The sequence below is a fragment of the Labrenzia sp. THAF82 genome (assembly GCF_009363435.1).
Lineage (GTDB): Bacteria > Pseudomonadota > Alphaproteobacteria > Rhizobiales > Stappiaceae > Roseibium > Roseibium porphyridii.
Map to the genome: position 1 here is coordinate 2,361,389 of NZ_CP045354.1, position 15,502 is coordinate 2,376,890.

Annotated in this window: 17 protein-coding genes and 1 other RNA gene; 10 read left to right on the forward strand and 8 right to left on the reverse strand. The window is 55.3% G+C overall.

Features of this window, described 5'->3' with window-relative positions:
- Nucleotides 1-3: 3 nt before the first annotated feature.
- The 3 genes from FIV00_RS11005 to ssrA form a co-directional block, all read right to left on the reverse strand.
- On the reverse strand, nt 4-213 hold the full coding sequence (locus FIV00_RS11005) for a DUF4169 family protein (protein ID WP_152500788.1): 210 nt from the start codon (nt 211-213) through the stop codon (nt 4-6).
- A 17-nt stretch (nt 214-230) separates the two neighbouring features.
- Complete coding sequence (locus FIV00_RS11010; RefSeq protein WP_152500789.1) at nt 231-800, reverse strand: SspB family protein; 570 nt, start codon at nt 798-800, stop codon at nt 231-233.
- A 175-nt stretch (nt 801-975) separates the two neighbouring features.
- Nucleotides 976-1,348, reverse strand: a transfer-messenger RNA (tmRNA) gene (ssrA, locus tag FIV00_RS11015).
- Between the two features lie 147 nt (nt 1,349-1,495).
- Here ssrA and FIV00_RS11020 point away from each other — a divergent pair.
- A complete protein-coding gene (locus FIV00_RS11020) occupies nt 1,496-2,290 on the forward strand; it encodes a thymidylate synthase (protein WP_152500790.1) in 795 nt (264 codons plus the stop codon).
- Between the two features lie 13 nt (nt 2,291-2,303).
- On the opposite strand, the gene FIV00_RS11025 is transcribed toward FIV00_RS11020, so the two are convergent.
- Nucleotides 2,304-3,689 carry a multicopper oxidase family protein gene (locus tag FIV00_RS11025; protein ID WP_152500791.1) on the reverse strand — a complete coding sequence of 462 codons (1,386 nt, stop codon included), beginning with the start codon at nt 3,687-3,689 and terminating at the stop codon, nt 2,304-2,306.
- Between the two features lie 169 nt (nt 3,690-3,858).
- On the opposite strand from FIV00_RS11025, the gene FIV00_RS11030 reads away from it, so the two are divergent.
- The gene (locus tag FIV00_RS11030) at nt 3,859-4,932 is read left to right on the forward strand and encodes a serine hydrolase (protein WP_152500792.1); all 1,074 of its coding nucleotides are present in this window, start codon (nt 3,859-3,861) and stop codon (nt 4,930-4,932) included.
- Between the two features lie 2 nt (nt 4,933-4,934).
- Here the strand turns inward: FIV00_RS11030 and FIV00_RS11035 are convergent, their stop codons facing one another.
- Genes FIV00_RS11035 through FIV00_RS11045 form a run of 3 tightly spaced genes read right to left on the reverse strand, consistent with a single transcriptional unit; the run spans nt 4,935 to nt 7,407 of the window.
- Nucleotides 4,935-6,296, reverse strand: a complete 1,362-nt coding sequence (locus tag FIV00_RS11035) for a GH1 family beta-glucosidase (RefSeq protein WP_152500793.1) — start codon at nt 6,294-6,296, stop codon at nt 4,935-4,937.
- A gap of 59 nt (nt 6,297-6,355) precedes the next feature.
- Nucleotides 6,356-7,036 carry a TIGR02453 family protein gene (locus tag FIV00_RS11040; RefSeq protein ID WP_152500794.1) on the reverse strand — a complete coding sequence of 227 codons (681 nt, stop codon included), beginning with the start codon at nt 7,034-7,036 and terminating at the stop codon, nt 6,356-6,358.
- Nucleotides 7,036-7,407, reverse strand: a complete 372-nt coding sequence (locus FIV00_RS11045) for a TfoX/Sxy family protein (protein ID WP_152500795.1) — start codon at nt 7,405-7,407, stop codon at nt 7,036-7,038. Before FIV00_RS11045 ends, FIV00_RS11040 begins: the two co-directional genes overlap by 1 nt.
- Before the next feature lie 157 nt (nt 7,408-7,564).
- Here FIV00_RS11045 and FIV00_RS11050 point away from each other — a divergent pair, with 157 nt between their 5' ends.
- The 6 genes from FIV00_RS11050 to FIV00_RS11075 all read left to right on the forward strand — a co-directional run bounded on the left by FIV00_RS11050 (nt 7,565) and on the right by FIV00_RS11075 (nt 12,782).
- Nucleotides 7,565-8,089 carry a dihydrofolate reductase gene (locus tag FIV00_RS11050; protein WP_152500796.1) on the forward strand — a complete coding sequence of 175 codons (525 nt, stop codon included), beginning with the start codon at nt 7,565-7,567 and terminating at the stop codon, nt 8,087-8,089.
- A gap of 18 nt (nt 8,090-8,107) precedes the next feature.
- Nucleotides 8,108-8,572, forward strand: coding sequence for a GNAT family N-acetyltransferase (locus FIV00_RS11055; protein ID WP_152500797.1), 465 nt, complete (start codon nt 8,108-8,110; stop codon nt 8,570-8,572).
- 256 nt (nt 8,573-8,828) lie between these two features.
- Nucleotides 8,829-10,025 (forward strand): FtsH protease activity modulator HflK, encoded by a 1,197-nt coding sequence (gene hflK, locus FIV00_RS11060; protein ID WP_152504216.1) that lies wholly within the window; start codon nt 8,829-8,831, stop codon nt 10,023-10,025.
- A 2-nt stretch (nt 10,026-10,027) separates the two neighbouring features.
- Entirely contained in the window at nt 10,028-10,963 is a 936-nt protein-coding gene (gene hflC, locus FIV00_RS11065; protein ID WP_152500798.1) for a protease modulator HflC, read from the forward strand.
- Nucleotides 10,960-11,145, forward strand: coding sequence for a DUF2065 domain-containing protein (locus FIV00_RS11070; protein WP_152500799.1), 186 nt, complete (start codon nt 10,960-10,962; stop codon nt 11,143-11,145). The genes hflC and FIV00_RS11070 overlap by 4 nt, the downstream gene beginning before the upstream one ends.
- A gap of 149 nt (nt 11,146-11,294) precedes the next feature.
- Nucleotides 11,295-12,782 (forward strand): Do family serine endopeptidase, encoded by a 1,488-nt coding sequence (locus tag FIV00_RS11075; protein WP_152500800.1) that lies wholly within the window; start codon nt 11,295-11,297, stop codon nt 12,780-12,782.
- A 72-nt stretch (nt 12,783-12,854) separates the two neighbouring features.
- Here the strand turns inward: FIV00_RS11075 and serB are convergent, their stop codons facing one another.
- Complete coding sequence (serB, locus tag FIV00_RS11080) at nt 12,855-13,745, reverse strand: phosphoserine phosphatase SerB (RefSeq protein ID WP_152500801.1); 891 nt, start codon at nt 13,743-13,745, stop codon at nt 12,855-12,857.
- On the opposite strand from serB, the gene miaA reads away from it, so the two are divergent.
- Together miaA and FIV00_RS11090 are read left to right on the forward strand one after the other, a co-directional pair.
- Nucleotides 13,744-14,700 carry a tRNA (adenosine(37)-N6)-dimethylallyltransferase MiaA gene (miaA, locus tag FIV00_RS11085; RefSeq protein WP_152500802.1) on the forward strand — a complete coding sequence of 319 codons (957 nt, stop codon included), beginning with the start codon at nt 13,744-13,746 and terminating at the stop codon, nt 14,698-14,700. The two genes, serB and miaA, sit on opposite strands and share 2 nt — an antisense overlap.
- 193 nt (nt 14,701-14,893) lie before the next feature.
- Nucleotides 14,894-15,433 (forward strand): GNAT family N-acetyltransferase, encoded by a 540-nt coding sequence (locus FIV00_RS11090; RefSeq protein WP_152500803.1) that lies wholly within the window; start codon nt 14,894-14,896, stop codon nt 15,431-15,433.
- Nucleotides 15,434-15,502: the final 69 nt, after the last annotated feature.

Genomic DNA, 15,502 nt, shown 5'->3' on the forward strand with positions numbered 1-15,502 from the left:
TTGTCAAACGTCATGGTCCTCGTCAGAACGCTTCACGCCTTCCAAACGATGACCTTCAATCTTTGTCTCGAGATTTTCGCGGCGTTGTCGGGCAGCGTCGCGCTCTGCCTTGGACCGTCCAAACTTGCGCCGGTTGTCTTCGGCTACCTTGTCTTTGTCCTGCCGGTTTTTCTGTTTGCGCGCCATGCGCAGATTGATGATCTCCGCGCTCATAAGGTCGGCTCCGAACGTCAGGTCTTCTTGCGGAAGGCATCCAGCGAAACGACTTCCCCACCGCCATCGCCAGTGGGGATGGCAACGGGTTTGTCATCGCTGACACCGTCCTGTGTGGCAGATTCAATCGAGCTTGGGTCGATCTTTTCTTCGCCGTCTTCGTGTTCCTGTTCAACCTTGGCCAATTCCTCGACCGCTTCGAGGAGTTCTTCAGGCAGTTCTTCCGCTGTCTTGCCTGGATCGAATTCAAGCGCGAACTGGACGGATGGATCGAAAAAGCCCTTGATGGCTGAAAACGGCACCAGAAGTTTCTCTGGTACACCGCCAAAGGAGAGACCGACTTCGAACGCGTGTTCGCCAATCGCCAGATCCCAGAATTGGTGCTGAAGCACAATCGTCATTTCCTGCGGATAGCGTTCTTTGAGACGCTGGGAAATTCTGACACCTGGCGCGTTGGTGTCGAAGGCGATGTAAAAATGATGTTCCCCGGGCAGGCCGGTGCGTCCGACTTCGGCCAGTATCTTTTTGACGGCGCTGCGCAGCGCGTCCTGGATCAAAATGTCGTATCGCAGAAGGTCTTCAGACATCAGTTTTCGTCGAATCTCGCTGGAAATATCATCTAACAACAGCACTTTGACGGTCCGAGATCAAAAAGAAAAGGCTCTTTTCAAAGTGAACCCAGATTAATCCGCCTCTCCCGATGATGTTATCAGGCTTCACCTTCGAAGGCAGGTCAATCATTCAACAAAGTTGGGAAAATCAAGTGGAGGCTTCTGTTGCCAGGTGCCTCCGAACCCCGCCTACCGGTGCTAATCCAGCAGGGCTTTAAAGGACTACTGGAACTGCATTACGCAGCTACAGCGTTGTCCATAGCATAGTTGTCGTTTGCAACTATTAAGACAGCCCGATAACGGTGGTACAATGCCGAGCAAAAGAACAGTCTTTACGCCCTCGTCGATCCTATTTCGCCCCCGCCGAAACTCATGAGATTTCAGATCGCTAAGCCTCATGAGCTTGGGTGGAGGCGCCGGGTACCGCCCCCGGGTCCGATAGGTTTATTGCACTGACAGTTTATTGCCATAGCTGGCGAACCAGCCCCTTTGATATAGGGGCTCCGGTTCTGAAATGAAAGGGTTTTTGCCGGTTCGAAACTGCTTTGCCGGGAAAGCTCGTCCACAGATCGATCGGGAATTGGGGAAAGTCGGACCTAAGGGGTGCGATTTCCTGAGAATCTGCCAAGTTAGCGCTGACCAGCCGAATTTGGGTTATCGAGGGCCAAGCTTTGCAGGAATATCACGATCTTCTGGCGAAAATTCTGGAAGAAGGTGTTGACCGGGGTGATCGAACCGGAACCGGAACACGTTCGATTTTCGGATACCAAATGCGCTTCGATCTCTCACATGGCTTTCCGCTGGTCACCACCAAGAAGCTTCATCTGAGATCGATCATTCACGAGCTGCTCTGGTTTTTGGCAGGTGACACGAATATCCGTTATCTGAAAGAGAACGGTGTGAAGATTTGGGATGACTGGGCAGACGAGAACGGAGAACTCGGTCCGGTTTATGGCTATCAATGGCGCTCATGGCCGGCCCCGAACGGGCGCTCTATCGACCAGATTGCCAATCTGCTCACCATGATCCGCACCAATCCGGAGAGTCGTCGTCTGATCGTGTCAGCCTGGAATCCGGCACTCGTCGATGAAATGGCGTTGCCGCCGTGTCACTCGCTGTTTCAGTTCTATGTGGCGGACGGAAAACTGTCCTGCCAGCTCTATCAGCGTTCAGCCGATGTTTTCCTTGGCGTGCCATTCAACATCGCTTCCTATGCGTTGCTGACCATGATGGTGGCTCAGGTCACCGGGCTGAAGCCTGGGGATTTTGTACACACTTTCGGCGATGCGCATCTTTATTCAAACCACTTCGAACAGGCACGTGAGCAATTGAAGCGGTCACCGCGTGCGTTGCCGGAAATGAAGATAAACCCGGACGTTGCAGATCTTTTTGCTTTCAAGTTCGAAGATTTCGAGCTCACAGGTTACGATCCGCATCCGCATATTGCCGCGCCGATCGCGGTTTAGTGCCGAGCCAGGTTCAAGTCACCTCAAACCAAGTCATCATGCCCGAGGCCGCATGGCCGAGCATGTGGCAGTGGATCAGCCACTTGCCCGGATTGTCGGCAACGAATGCGATCTTTACCCGCTCATTTGGTTCGCTTGTGAACGTGTCGCGCCAGTCCTGATGGACCAGTTCGCGGCCATTGCGTTCAAGTACTCGGAAGTGGTGACCGTGAATGTGCATGGCATGGGGAAAGCTGGTTTCATTGAGACTGTCCAATACGACCGTCTGACCGCGCTTTAAGGTGACCATAGGCTGCTCCGACATGCCGGCCGTGTCATTGAGTGTCCAAAATTGCCCCTCGGACATCATCTGTCGCAGATCGTCTTCCGAACGTGTCCGCATCAGAGCGCGCATACCACCCATGGCACCGCCTGCCATATCAAGCGGCAACTTCAGCGCGTTTTCCAGGTCAGGTTCAGGTAATGTGTTCTTTGGTGGCAGCTTGAGATTGGCTGAACCCGGATTGGCGTCTTCAACGACAAAATTTGCGAAAGTGAAGGCTTGGCCCGTCATCAACTCGAAGGGGAGCGTACCGCTCGTCTCTGGTTTCAAGATCAAATCCATCCGCTGCGCAGGAGACAACTGCACAAGGTCGTCAATTTCTCTCGGGGCATCGAATAGCTGACCATCGAGCCCGATCAGTCGAGCGCCGAAGCGGGCAGGGGCAAGGTCCAGGATACGGGATGCTGAGCTGTTGATCAGTCTTAGACGGTGCCAATGTCCCTTCTTCAATCGGATGTCGGGGAGCGAGTTTCCGTTGACGGTCAGCCAATTGCCCAGACGACCTGCATGGGAAAAGTCGTGGCGCGCCCCAAAACTGTTTGTGTCGAGGCGGCCGTCTTCGTCCAGCCGCCAGTCGCTCAGCATCATCGTGATGTCACAGTCAGGATCGAAGGCAGGAGTTTCGTCTGCGACGATGAGTGGTCCGGCAAGACCACGCGGAACCTGATTCCAGCTCATGTTGTGGGCGTGATACCAATAGGTGCCAGAATCCGGTGTCACAAAATCGTAGTCGAAGCTCTCGCCCGGCGCGACAGCGTCCTGCGTCAGTCCTGCAACGCCGTCCATGGCGTTGTCGATACGAATACCGTGCCAATGGACCGAAGTTGGCGTATCCAGTGTGTTGACGAAGCGCACTTTCACACGCTCGCCGCGCTTGACCCGGATTTCTGGACCGGGAAGGCGATCATTATAGAGCCACAGTTCCGAAAGTTCGCCATCGTCGCCAAAAAGGCGACGGCTGCCTTTTGCAGCCGTCAGCTCGAAATACCCGTCCGCTGTCGCGGCAAGCGAAAAACGCGGCAACAGTGCTGCGGTTGCTCCGGTAAGTGACCCATTCAGGAAAGTTCTGCGATCCAATTTCAGTGTTCTCCGCGTGGACTTGTTCCCCTGTCGCTTCAAACAGTGGCGGCTCCAGTGAGGGGAAGGTCAAGGTGCCTGTTCTAGCACTACATTAGGCGTCACAGAATGCTCGCTTTTCGGGCTGAAACTTTGTGTTTCCAAGTTGCTTTTTCCAGGGGATTTTAAAATGAAATTTCAGAACGGCCTTTCTTTGTCGCCCCATGCGCTGATTGCCGAAGAGCGTGGCTTTGACCCGATGATTGGACGAAAACTACAGGCGGGTGAGGAAGCCGGTTTGTTGCCCTTCTTGCATTGCGTACTTGCAGAGAGGGGCGGTCAGACGGTTCTGGAGAGCTATGGCAAAGGCACCGATGAAAACTGGGGCCGGCCTCTCGGTGAGGTCGCATTCGACGCGGGCACGCTTCATGATTTGAGATCCGTCTCGAAAAGCATCGTCAGCCTGCTGTACGGCATCGCCCTGGAACGGGGGGATGTGCCGCGGTTGGACACACCGATACTCGACTTGTTTCCAGACTATCAGGATCTTGCGCGAGAGCCTGAACGAAAGCTGCGGACCATCGAACATGCTTTCACCATGACGCTTGGAATGGAATGGGATGAAGCACGTCCCTATACAGACCCGGAGAACAGTGAGATTGCGATGGAAATGGCGCCGGACCGATTTCGCTATGTTCTTGAGCGACCCCTCGTGGCCGAGCCGGGAACGCACTGGGTCTATAGCGGTGGCGCAACCGCATTGATTGGTGAGATTCTGCAACGGGGAACAGGCAAGACTTTGCCTGACTTTGCCAATGAAACGCTGTTCAGACCACTCGACATCAATCGGTTTGAATGGAATGCGGGTAAGGACGGGACACATTCTCCGGCCTCCGGATTGAGGCTCACGGCACCCGACCTCCTGAAAATCGGCCGGATGGTGCTCAACAACGGTGTTTACGAGGGCCGCCGTGTTATCCCGGAGGCTTGGCTCAATGCCTCGCTGCGCCCAGTCGTGGCAACAAGCGAAGGGCTGGATTATGGGTACTTCTGGTTCTGTGGGCAGGCACCGGTTGCCGCTCTAGGTGGTCCAACACCTTGGTTTGCCGGTTTCGGCAATGGCGGTCAGCGCTTGTTCCTCTGCCCAAAAGCGGACATTGCGGCGGTCGTCTTTTCAGGAAACTACAACAATTGGATGGCGTGGATCCCGCCCACACGCGTGTGGAGCGAAATCATCCTCGCCAATTTACGGAAGGCTTCGTGAAATCAACGGGCGCTGACATGCTCTGAAATGAGATTGCGATACCAAAGGGCGCTGTCCTTAAGGGTACGGACCTGCGTGTCATAGTCGACATGAACAATGCCGAAGCGCATCTTATAACCTTCTGCCCATTCGTAGTTGTCCATCAGGCTCCAGAGAAAATACCCCTTGACCGGTACACCGGCGTCCCTGGCGTCAGCAACGGCGCGAAAATGCTTGTCCAGATAGTCAATCCGACGTGTGTCGCGTATGGCCCCATCCACCGGTTCATCGTTGTAACACGCGCCGTTTTCGGTGATGAACATCGGCGGCAGGCTATAGCGTTCATATAGACCCTTCATCAGGTCGGACAGGCCGGTCTCGTAGATTTCCCAGCCGATGTCGGTCAGGTCCGGACCGGGCTTGGGTGGAACGACTTCAGCTCGCGGATACAGGGTGTCAGCTGAGCCATCATCTTTGACCCGCAGCGGCGTATAGTAATTCAGGCCCCACCAATCGAGAGGTTGATTGATGGTTTGCAAATCGCCGTCTTCAATCGGCATCATCTCCCCATAGGCTTCGAGCACCTCAGCGGGATAAGACCCTTCAAAAAGCGGCGAAAAGAAAAGACCGTTGTGGAATTCAAAGGCACGTTCAGCAGCGCCTTGATCGACTGGCGACCCGCTTGCCGGATAAACGGAATGAGCATTGATTACGATACCCATGGGCAGGTCCGGACGCACCGACCTTGCGGCCTCTACACCAAGTCCGTGCGCAAGGTTCAATGTGTGAACAGCAGCAGCAAAAGCTGCCGGGCTCTTTTCACCAGGTGCGTGGACGCCATAAAGGTGGCTCAAGTGACAAATGCACCAGGGTTCGTTGATCGTTGCCAGAGCGTCCATGCGGTCGCCCAACCGTCTAACAACGATCTCGGCATATTTCGCAAATGCTTCTGCAGTGTTGCGAGCGGTCCAGCCGCCGTAACCGGCAAGCGTCAGTGGCAGGTCCCAGTGGTAGAGCGTTGGATAAACCTTGAGGCCACGCGCAACCATCCCGTCGATCAGGCGATCATAAAAATCGAGGCCCTTTTCGTTCACCTGGCCGCGTCCGTCAGGCAGGATGCGAGGCCAGGCGATCGAAAACCGGTAGGCGTCGACGCCCAGTGACCGGATCAGGTCAAGGTCGCTTTCCCAACGGTGATAATGGTCGCATGCCACATCCCCCGAATGCCCCTTGTAGACCCGGCCCGGCATCTTTGAAAACGCGTCCCAGATGCTTGGCTTGCGTCCGTCTTCATTGGCAGCTCCCTCGATCTGATAGGCAGCGGTTGCAACGCCGAACAGAAAGTCATTGGGAAAACGCGCTGCCAAGTCTTTGGATATTGCCATCGAATTATGTCTCTAAGGGTGGGACGTGCCGATGGGTTTAATTTCCAAAGCGCTTTGGATCAAGTTCTTTCCTGCAGATCGGCGAAATATTGCCAGAAGGACAAAGTAGGTTTCCATGCATGGGCGAGTGCTGTTACGGCGCTGTCGCCCTGCAGGCAGCCCGTGTCCGGAAGATCTTTCCAGAGGGCAATCCCCTTGTGCCGGGCAAGGTCGGAATAGGCGTGATCCTTTGGAAATCCACGTGGTGGATTGACCAGATCCGGTTCGGAGACATCGAAACCATCGGATCGCGCAAGCGCGAGAAGCATTGAAATGCTCTCACCAGCACCCTTTTCCAGCAATGTCAGATACGCTCCGAGAACGGGTTTGGAAAAGGCCATGCATCCTGTGCCGAAGCGAATGGTGTCCGCCTCGATTGACAGGAAAAAGCTCGGGGGTTGCGCGTCTCTTCCCTCAAAGGAAGCGCCAACGGGCCAGAAAGCCATACGGATGTGGGTGTTATAGGGCGTCTTATTCTTCGAAAAGCGCAGATCCCGATTGATCCGGAACTGCTTGGACGTCATCTCATGGCCTGTCAGCGTTTGCAGAGCGTTGTTCATGGCTGGGCGAAAGGCATCGGCCGGCTTTTTGACATGGCGTTGATAGTCCGACTTGTTGGCGTCAAACCAGTCTTTGCTGTTGTTGGCGGCAAGGGCTTTCAAAAACAAGAAAGTTTCCTTCTGAAATCCGGGCTCGGTCATCAAATCGCCCTCTCAGATTTGCGTTTCCTGGGTTTTACCGCCTTGGGTGGCAGAGCACAGACATAAGCACGTGCCATCTCGATCCAGTCTTTCAAATCGCCATCGCTTTCAATGCCATCAGGTTCGATGCGGATGAACCCGGGCATGGGACGGCCTGCGGGTCTGCAGGGCGACGCATGCGGTCTGGCAAGAGCAGCCGTTTCCTGTTCCTTGCCGACGCGGGCCATCAGACCGCGTTTTGAGGCGCAGACCAGCATGTTGCCGTTGACCATGAAGCATGTGCCGCCAAACATGCGTTTTTGCTCAACAGCCTTGTCTGGAATAAAGGTGCGGATGCGCTCTAGAAGCACGGTTTCCATAAGTTCGGACATCTTTTTAAAGCTCCCTTTTGCAACGTTGCCGGTCAAGAACGTTTGCGAAGAGACGGATCCGACAGTCTTTCGAAACTAAGACCGTCAAGGGAAGGTTTTTCTCCGTGCGGCAATCCATGCTAGGACGCGGCCAGCAGTTTGAAAACCGGATTCGGAGTTGGTCTTGCCTGAGCTCGTTCTTGTCGCAGCAGTTGCCAGAAACGGAATTATCGGTTCAGAAGGCGACATGCCCTGGAAGGTGTCGAGCGACCTGAAGCGCTTCAAGAAAATGACAATGGGTAAGCCTGTTGTTCTTGGCCGCAAGACATTCCTGTCCTTTGGAGGACGGCCATTGCCCGGTCGCCCTCATGTGGTGGTTTCGCGAGATCCGGACTATTCGCCAGCCGGAGCCGAGGCTGTAACGTCGTTTCAGACGGCCCTGCAGCGGGCCGAAGAGCTTGCAAACGATCTTCAAGCTGAGGAAATCATGTGTATTGGCGGGGGGCAGATCTATGCCCAGGCGATGCCCCAGGCAGACCGGCTTGAGATAACCGAAATCCAGTCGGACCCTGACGGAGATACAAGCTTTCCGGAAATCGACCCGTCCATCTGGGAAGTAACCTGCCGCGAGCCTGGACAGAAAGGCGAAAAAGACAGCGCGGATTTCATTTATGTGACGTACCGCCGCAAGGCGGCATCCTGAAGTCACGGTGGAACTTACATGACATTGGCTGAAAATCTCGATGCGCGCTGGGCGTCCTTTGAAGAGATGGACAAATACGAAGTCTATGCGCTTTTGCGGCTGCGTCAGGATATCTTCATTCTGGAGCAGGCGTCATTTTATGCCGATATTGACGGTAAAGACCCCGAATTGCTGCATTATCTGGTGAAAGATCGCGACACTGGCACCCTGGTGGGTGCCATACGGCTTTCTTCAGACACTGAGCTTGTCGAGGCGCGCATCGGGCGGGTTGTTGTTGCATCTGAGGGGCGCGGAACAGGCCTTGGGCGCAAGATGATGCTGGCAGGTGTCAAAAAGGCGCGAGAACTGGTTCCGGCGTGCAAGATCCACGTTTCCGCACAAGCACACCTGGAGGCTTTTTACGGGTCGCTGGGATTTCAGACCGTGTCGGACGAGTATGATGAAGACGGCATTGCACATGTCGATATGGTCCACCTTCCCTGACGGTTTCATGCCGGGCAGGCAGAACTCGTGTTGTTTGGCCTTGACAGAACCGCCGAGATACCCCACCTGCGGCGAGGGAAAGTGCACCGACAATATGGTTTGGTTCTGTTTACGAACTTTGGGAAATAGCGCCGGGCTTTACGTTGAAAGCCACGGGTAACCTCCCTATAACCAACGGTGAGTCAAAAGCGGCTCAGGACCACGGGTCCTGGGTCCAAATCCGGCGGACTGCCGGATGTCAAAGAAGGAAGTTTTGATGCCTTGGAGCAATCAGTCAGGTGGCGGCGGCCCCTGGAAAGGCGGCGGCAACAACGGCGGCCCTTGGGGCAGCGGTGGTGGCGGCGGCGGTAACAACAACGGTCCGTGGGGCGGTGGCCCGAACCGGGGCGGAGGCGGTAATCCGCCAGACCTGGAAGAACTTTTGAAGCGTACCCAAGACCGCATGAAAACCGTTCTGCCGGGCGGCGGCGGTGGCAGCCTCGGTTTTCTTGGCGTGTTGATTGTTGCAGGTATTGTCGCGATCGTCTGGCTCGCAACCGGTTTCTACGTCGTTGACGAAGGTGAAGTCGGTGTTGAGCTCGTGCTCGGTGAAGTTGCCGACCAGACGCCCCCGGGCCTGAACTACAACTGGCCATATCCGGTTGGTGAAGTTTATACGCCGAAGGTTGAGCTGCAGCGTGAAACCACGGTCGGAACCGAGGAAAGCGTTTCCAGCTCCGGTGTTGTGCGCGCACGCGACGTTCAGGAAGAAAGCCTGATGCTGACCGGCGACGAAAACATCGTCGACGTAGGCTTCAAGGTCCTGTGGCGTATCAAGAATACGCGGGAAGGCATCACCGACTTCCTGTTTAACGTTCAGGAGCCGGATGGAACCGTGAAGGCGGTTGCAGAGAGCGCCATGCGTGAAGTCGTCGGCGCTTCCAATATTGACTCGATCCTGACTGAAAATCGTGTGTCCATTCAGAACGACGTTGCGACTTTGATGCAAACTACGCTGGACAGCTACAACGCTGGTGTCGAGATTGCTGAAGTCCAGATGCAGCGTGTTGACCCGCCTGCGCAGGTCATTGAATCGTTCCGTGACGTTCAGGCGGCTCGCGCCGACCAGGAGCGTATCCGAAACGAAGCTGAAGCCTATGCAAACCGGATTGTGCCGGAAGCGCGTGGTGAAGCTGCACGTGTTCTTGAAGGTGCCAACGGCTACCGGGATCAGACAATCGCCGAGGCGACCGGTCAGTCTCAGCGTTTCAGCAAGATCTACGAGCAGTATATCAAGGCTCCGGATGTGACACGTGAACGTCTTTATCTCGAAACTCTGGAAAAGGTTTTGGGAGCCAACAACAAGATCATCATCGACAACGAAACATCCGGCTCCGGTGTCCTGCCGTTCCTGCCGCTCAATGACCTGAACGGCCGCGGCAATGCGCCGACCGCTCGGACAGGAGGGAACTGATCATGCGTAGTGGATTGCTTGCCCTTCTTCTGATCGTAGTCGCCGTTGGCGCTTACATGTCAGTCTTCATCGTCAATCCGACCCAGCAGGCATTGGTATTGCAGTTCGGTAAGATTGTGGATGAACCGAGAACCGAACCCGGTTTCTACTTCAAGATCCCGTTCGTCCAGAATGTTGTTTATCTGGACAAGCGTGTGCTGAACCTCAACATGCCGCCACTGGAGCCGATTTCTTCGGACAAGAAGCGGTTGGTTGTGGACGCCTTCGCGCGTTACAAGATCTCCAATCCGGTGCTGTTCTATCAACGTGTTCAAACTGTTCTGACTGCTAACCGGCGCCTGTCGACGCTTCTGCAATCGTCGCTTCGTTCACAGTTGGGCCGCACGAGCTTTGTCGCACTGGTTCGTGACGACCGCTCAGGAACCATGGAAGCCATTCGCCGGGATGTGAGTGCAAATGCTGAGGAACTTGGCATCGAGGTGATCGATGTGAAGATCCGCCGTGCCGATCTTCCCGATGCGAACTCTCAGGCCATCTATGCCCGAATGCAGACGGAACGTCAGCGTGAAGCCACTGAAATCCGCGCGCAGGGTGAAGAAGTCGCCCGCCGTATCCGGTCCCGTGCGGATCGTGATGCGACGGTTCTTGTCGCTGAGGCGAACAGGGATTCAGAGATCATTCGCGGTGATGGTGATGCGGAACGGAACCGGATCTTCGCAGAAGCGTTCGGCGCTGACCCTGAGTTCTTTGCCTTCTACCGGTCCATGCAGGCCTATGAAGCAGGGTTGCGGTCCGGGGATACAAGCCTGGTCTTGTCACCCGATTCCAGTTTCTTCCGCTTCTTTAAGGATCCAACTGGTGTGAACGCGCCGAATTCGGACAATGACAACGGCGGGTCGGGCATCTCTACTGGTGCACCGTCACTCGCCGCGCAATGAATGACCTTGTGACGGCGCTTGGTTTGGTGCTGGTTCTGGAAGGTGTGCTCTATGCTCTGGTGCCCGGTGGCATGAAGAGCATCATGCGAAGTGCGCTTGAAACCTCAGACCAGACTTTGCGCACCACAGGCCTGATCGTGGCCGCCATTGGACTATTTGTTGTGTGGATCATACGCGGATAACGAAAAGTTTTCGGGCGGGAGGGGCAAAATCCTCCCGCCCGTTCTATATTCTGGTTTGGATAACAGGCCTGATTGAAACCCATCGGCTGTCTTGTTCGGCTTTTTCTGCCGGACCGCAGTCCAATCGGCTGGGATGAGGAGAAAGCCCTATGGCTCCAAATTTTGTTCGCCGTCGAATGTCCCGGGTCGCCTTTGCTGCGGCGGGCATCGTTCTCGGCGGAATGATCGCGTTTCAACCCATTCAGACCGCAAAGGCACAAGGACCGGTTTCCGTCGCTGACCTTGCGGAAAACCTGGCAGATGCCGTGGTGAATATTTCCACCGCGCAAACTGTACAGGGCAGGCGCAGCGTGCCGATGCCCCAGGTTCCGGACGGGTCTCCTTTCCAGGAGTTCTTTGAAGAATTCTTCAACCGGCAGAACCGTGACGATGGCCAACCTCGCCGCGTTCAATCGCTTGGGTCGGGCTTCGTGATTGACGGCGAAGAAGGCATCATCATCACGAACAATCACGTGATTGAAGGCGCTGACGAGGTCACAGCGAATTTCAACGACGGCACCAAGCTCAAGGCGGAAATTCTCGGAACGGATGAAAAGACAGATCTGGCCGTTTTGAAAGTGGTGCCCAAAACGCCTTTGAAGGCCGTCCAGCTTGGTGACTCAGATGCCATACGTGTTGGCGACTGGGTGATGGCAATCGGCAACCCGTTCGGCCTGGGCGGAACGGTTACCGTCGGAATTGTGTCGGCAAGAAACCGCGACATCAACTCCGGTCCTTATGACAACTTCATTCAGACCGACGCATCGATCAACCGGGGCAATTCCGGCGGTCCGCTGTTCGACATGCAGGGCAATGTCGTCGGTATCAACACAGCAATCATTTCTCCCTCCGGCGGGTCGATCGGTATCGGCTTTGCCATTCCGGCGAAAACGGCCACGCGCGTGATCGATCAGCTCAGGGAGTTCGGTGAAACACGGCGCGGCTGGCTGGGTGTGCGCATCCAGGAAGTCACCGACGAGATCGCTGAGAGCCTTGGTATGGACGAGGCGATGGGTGCACTGGTTGCCGGCGTGACTGAAGATGGCCCTGCCTCGAAAGCCGAAATCGAGCCGGGAGATGTCATCATCAAGTTCGATGGCAGTGAAGTTGAAGCGATGCGCGAACTTCCGCGCATGGTTGCCGAAACAGCTATCGGCAAGGATGTGGAAGTCGTCGTTCTTCGTAAGGGTGAAGAAGTGACTATCAGCGTCACTCTGGAGCGTCTGGAAGAGAACGACGTTACCGAAGCCAGCGCGACAACTGAAGAAGAGCAGGAAGAAAAGCCGGTTGAGAAGAGCGAAGTCCTCGGAATGACGCTCTCTGAACTCGACGATGAGCTTCGTGAGCAGTTCTCCATTGAAGCTGATGTCACCGGCGTTGTTGTGACTGAAGTCGAGGCTGGTTCTTCTGCAGAAGAAAAACGGGTCCAGGCGGGTGACGTGATCAAGGAAGTCGCTCAGGAACCGGTGGAAACACCGGCAGACGTCGAGGCCGAGATTGAGAAGCTCAAGGAAGGCGGGCGCCGGTCTGCCTTGTTGCTGCTGGCCAACCCCTCAGGCGATGTTCGCTTTGTTCCAGTGCGAATTGAGGACGAATAGTCTCACCAGGATTGCCCTGAACAAGAAAAAGGCGCCGGTGACGGCGCCTTTTTTTGATCCAGTGGGCTCGGGTCAGCTCAGTACGAAATCTTTTTCGGCGTATCCCTGAAGATAGAGAAGGGCCGTCAGATCGCCGTAGTCGATGCGGAAGTCGGCGGCAGCGGCAACGGCCGGTTTGGCCCTATAGGCAACACCTGATCCAGCACGCTCGATCATGGCAAGATCGTTCGCACCGTCACCAACCGCCAATGTATCTTCGAAATCCAAGCCGTTTTCGGCAACCAGATATTCAAGCCGGGTTCGCTTGGCATCCCGGCCCAGGATCGGCTCGCCGACTTTACCACTCAGTTTGCCATTCGATTCAAGCAGGGTATTAGCCTGATTTTCGTCAAAGCCGATCATGGCGGCAATGGCTTTGGTGAAATGTGTGAATCCACCCGACACAAGCGCGCAATAAGCGCTGTCAGACTTCATGGTCTGAACAAGTGTCCGGCCACCGGGCATCAGCTGAATGCGGTTGCTCAGCACCGTGTCGATCGCGGAGACGGGTAAACCCTCCAGAAGGCCAACCCGTTCCCGCAATGCCGGCTCAAATTCAATCTCGCCACGCATTGCGCGCTCGGTGATTTCGGAAATCCTGTCTTTCAGACCGAGTTCAGCTGCCAATTCATCGATGCATTCCTGCCGGATCATGGTGGAATCCATGTCAGCGATCAGCAGTTTCTTGCGGCGTTTGTCTGGAGCCTGGACAAATACGTCAACAGGTTCCCACCCGATCACATCGCGGAGCAATGTGTCAGCGGCACTTGCGTTCGGGCCTTCAAACCGGATATCGGCTGCAACACCCGGATTGAGCACCGTCGCGGAACCGGTTACTCCAAGAGCAGCCTCCGCCTTGCTGATGAGATCCGCGTTCACCGCAGGAGCCGTTGGAGTGGAAACCAGGGTGGCGACAAGAGACATGGATGAAGCCTTGGAAGACAAGAGAAAGAAAACAATCGGGTGGCGCGCCATTTTGATAGCCGGACCCACGGCGAGCGGCAAGTCCGCTTTGGCCCTGGATCTTGCCAAAAGACTGGATGGAGTGATCATCAATGCCGATTCCATGCAGCTTTACGAAGACTTGCGCCTTGTGAGTGCAAGGCCGTCCCCGAGCGAGGAGCGCGACGCCGAGCATCGCCTCTACGGTGTCTTGCCAGCTTCACAGGCCTTTTCCACAGGCGCTTGGTTGCGAATGGCAAGTGCAGAAATAGAGGCTGTCTGGTCCGAAGGACGCGTGCCGATTTTGGTTGGTGGTACAGGCCTTTATTTCAAGGCTTTAACGCAAGGGCTTGCGGAGCTTCCGGATATACCGGAGGACATTCGCGAAAGAGCTCGCGATCTGGCGGACAGGGAAGGGGTCGAAGGGCTCAGACAAGCGCTTGCGGACGCTGGAGACATTGTCGCCGCTGGTGAACTTGCCGATCCGCAACGACTTGCCCGTGCTCTTGAAGTCATTCTTGCGACTGGCCAACCGCTCAGCGTCTTGCAAAAAGCTCAACATGCAACGCCCTTTCTGCCACCCGAACAAGCTTTGCGCCTGGTGCTGGCTCCGCCAAGGGCCTGGCTTCACGAACGTATCGCCAGGCGCGCTGCAATGATTGTGGGCGAGGAAGGCATTGAAGAAGTCCGGGCATTGTTGGGCAAAGGTCTCTCTCCAAAACTGCCCGGTATGCGCGCCATAGGAATCGCCGAAATCCGGGACTTGTTGTCGCAGAAGGCCAGTCTGGACGAAACTATCAACAGGCTCACTGTTGCAACGCGGCAATATGCAAAACGACAGGAAACCTGGTTCCGAAACCAGATGACCGATTGGCAAAGGATTGATCCTTCAGTTGGAATCGATTTGGAACAGTTGCCGGGTTTCGCGGAAAAATGACCCGTCAACCTGTGGGGTGTGCGCTGCAGCGAGCACTATTTCGCTAACCTGTTGGTAATGCGAATATATTTTTGCCATTATTGACATTATACTTTGGTCTGTCTTCGGGGCGTCACAATCTAAAGTTACATGGCAATGGCTTGTTGTCAGACGTTTTTCAGTCCCGGGATATCGCCGATAAAGGGAGGACACGGTGCAGACGATTTTTCTCGAATGCGGTTCAGTGCGACTTGTCCCATTGTCTCCCGCCGATATTAATCTCGTCAAAGACCTTCATTCAGACCCTTACGGCAACCTTTGTACTGATACTTCCACAAATTGCGTCGTGGTTGATGCGGCGGAACTGGTCCGTAATGCATTGCAGAACCAGACGGATCATGGCTTTGCCAAATGGAAGGCAGTGACGGAGGAGGGCAAGTTTATCGGTTGGGCAGGGTTTACCCCACTCGCCGAAACTTCAGAGATCAGCTTGAACTATTGCCTCTACACCGACGTGCTTGAGCAGGACGAAGACCTTGCCAAGCGCCTCTGTAAAGGGCTCTCCGACTGGTTTTTCCAAAACACCTATTTTTCGCATCTGGTCGCGGTCGTTCGTACGGACAACCGAGACATGCGCGAGGCAATTCAGGATGCCGGGTTCTATCACCGGGAAAGCAAGGCGATTGACGGAATGCAGGCAGACCTGTTTCAGATGCTCAGTCCCTCCATGCAATCGTATTTGATGAGTGCCTGACGAGACGAAGATTTGACAGCGCGAGTGACTTGAAATGGACCGTTCTTGAACGGTCTTCTTTTTTGTTGG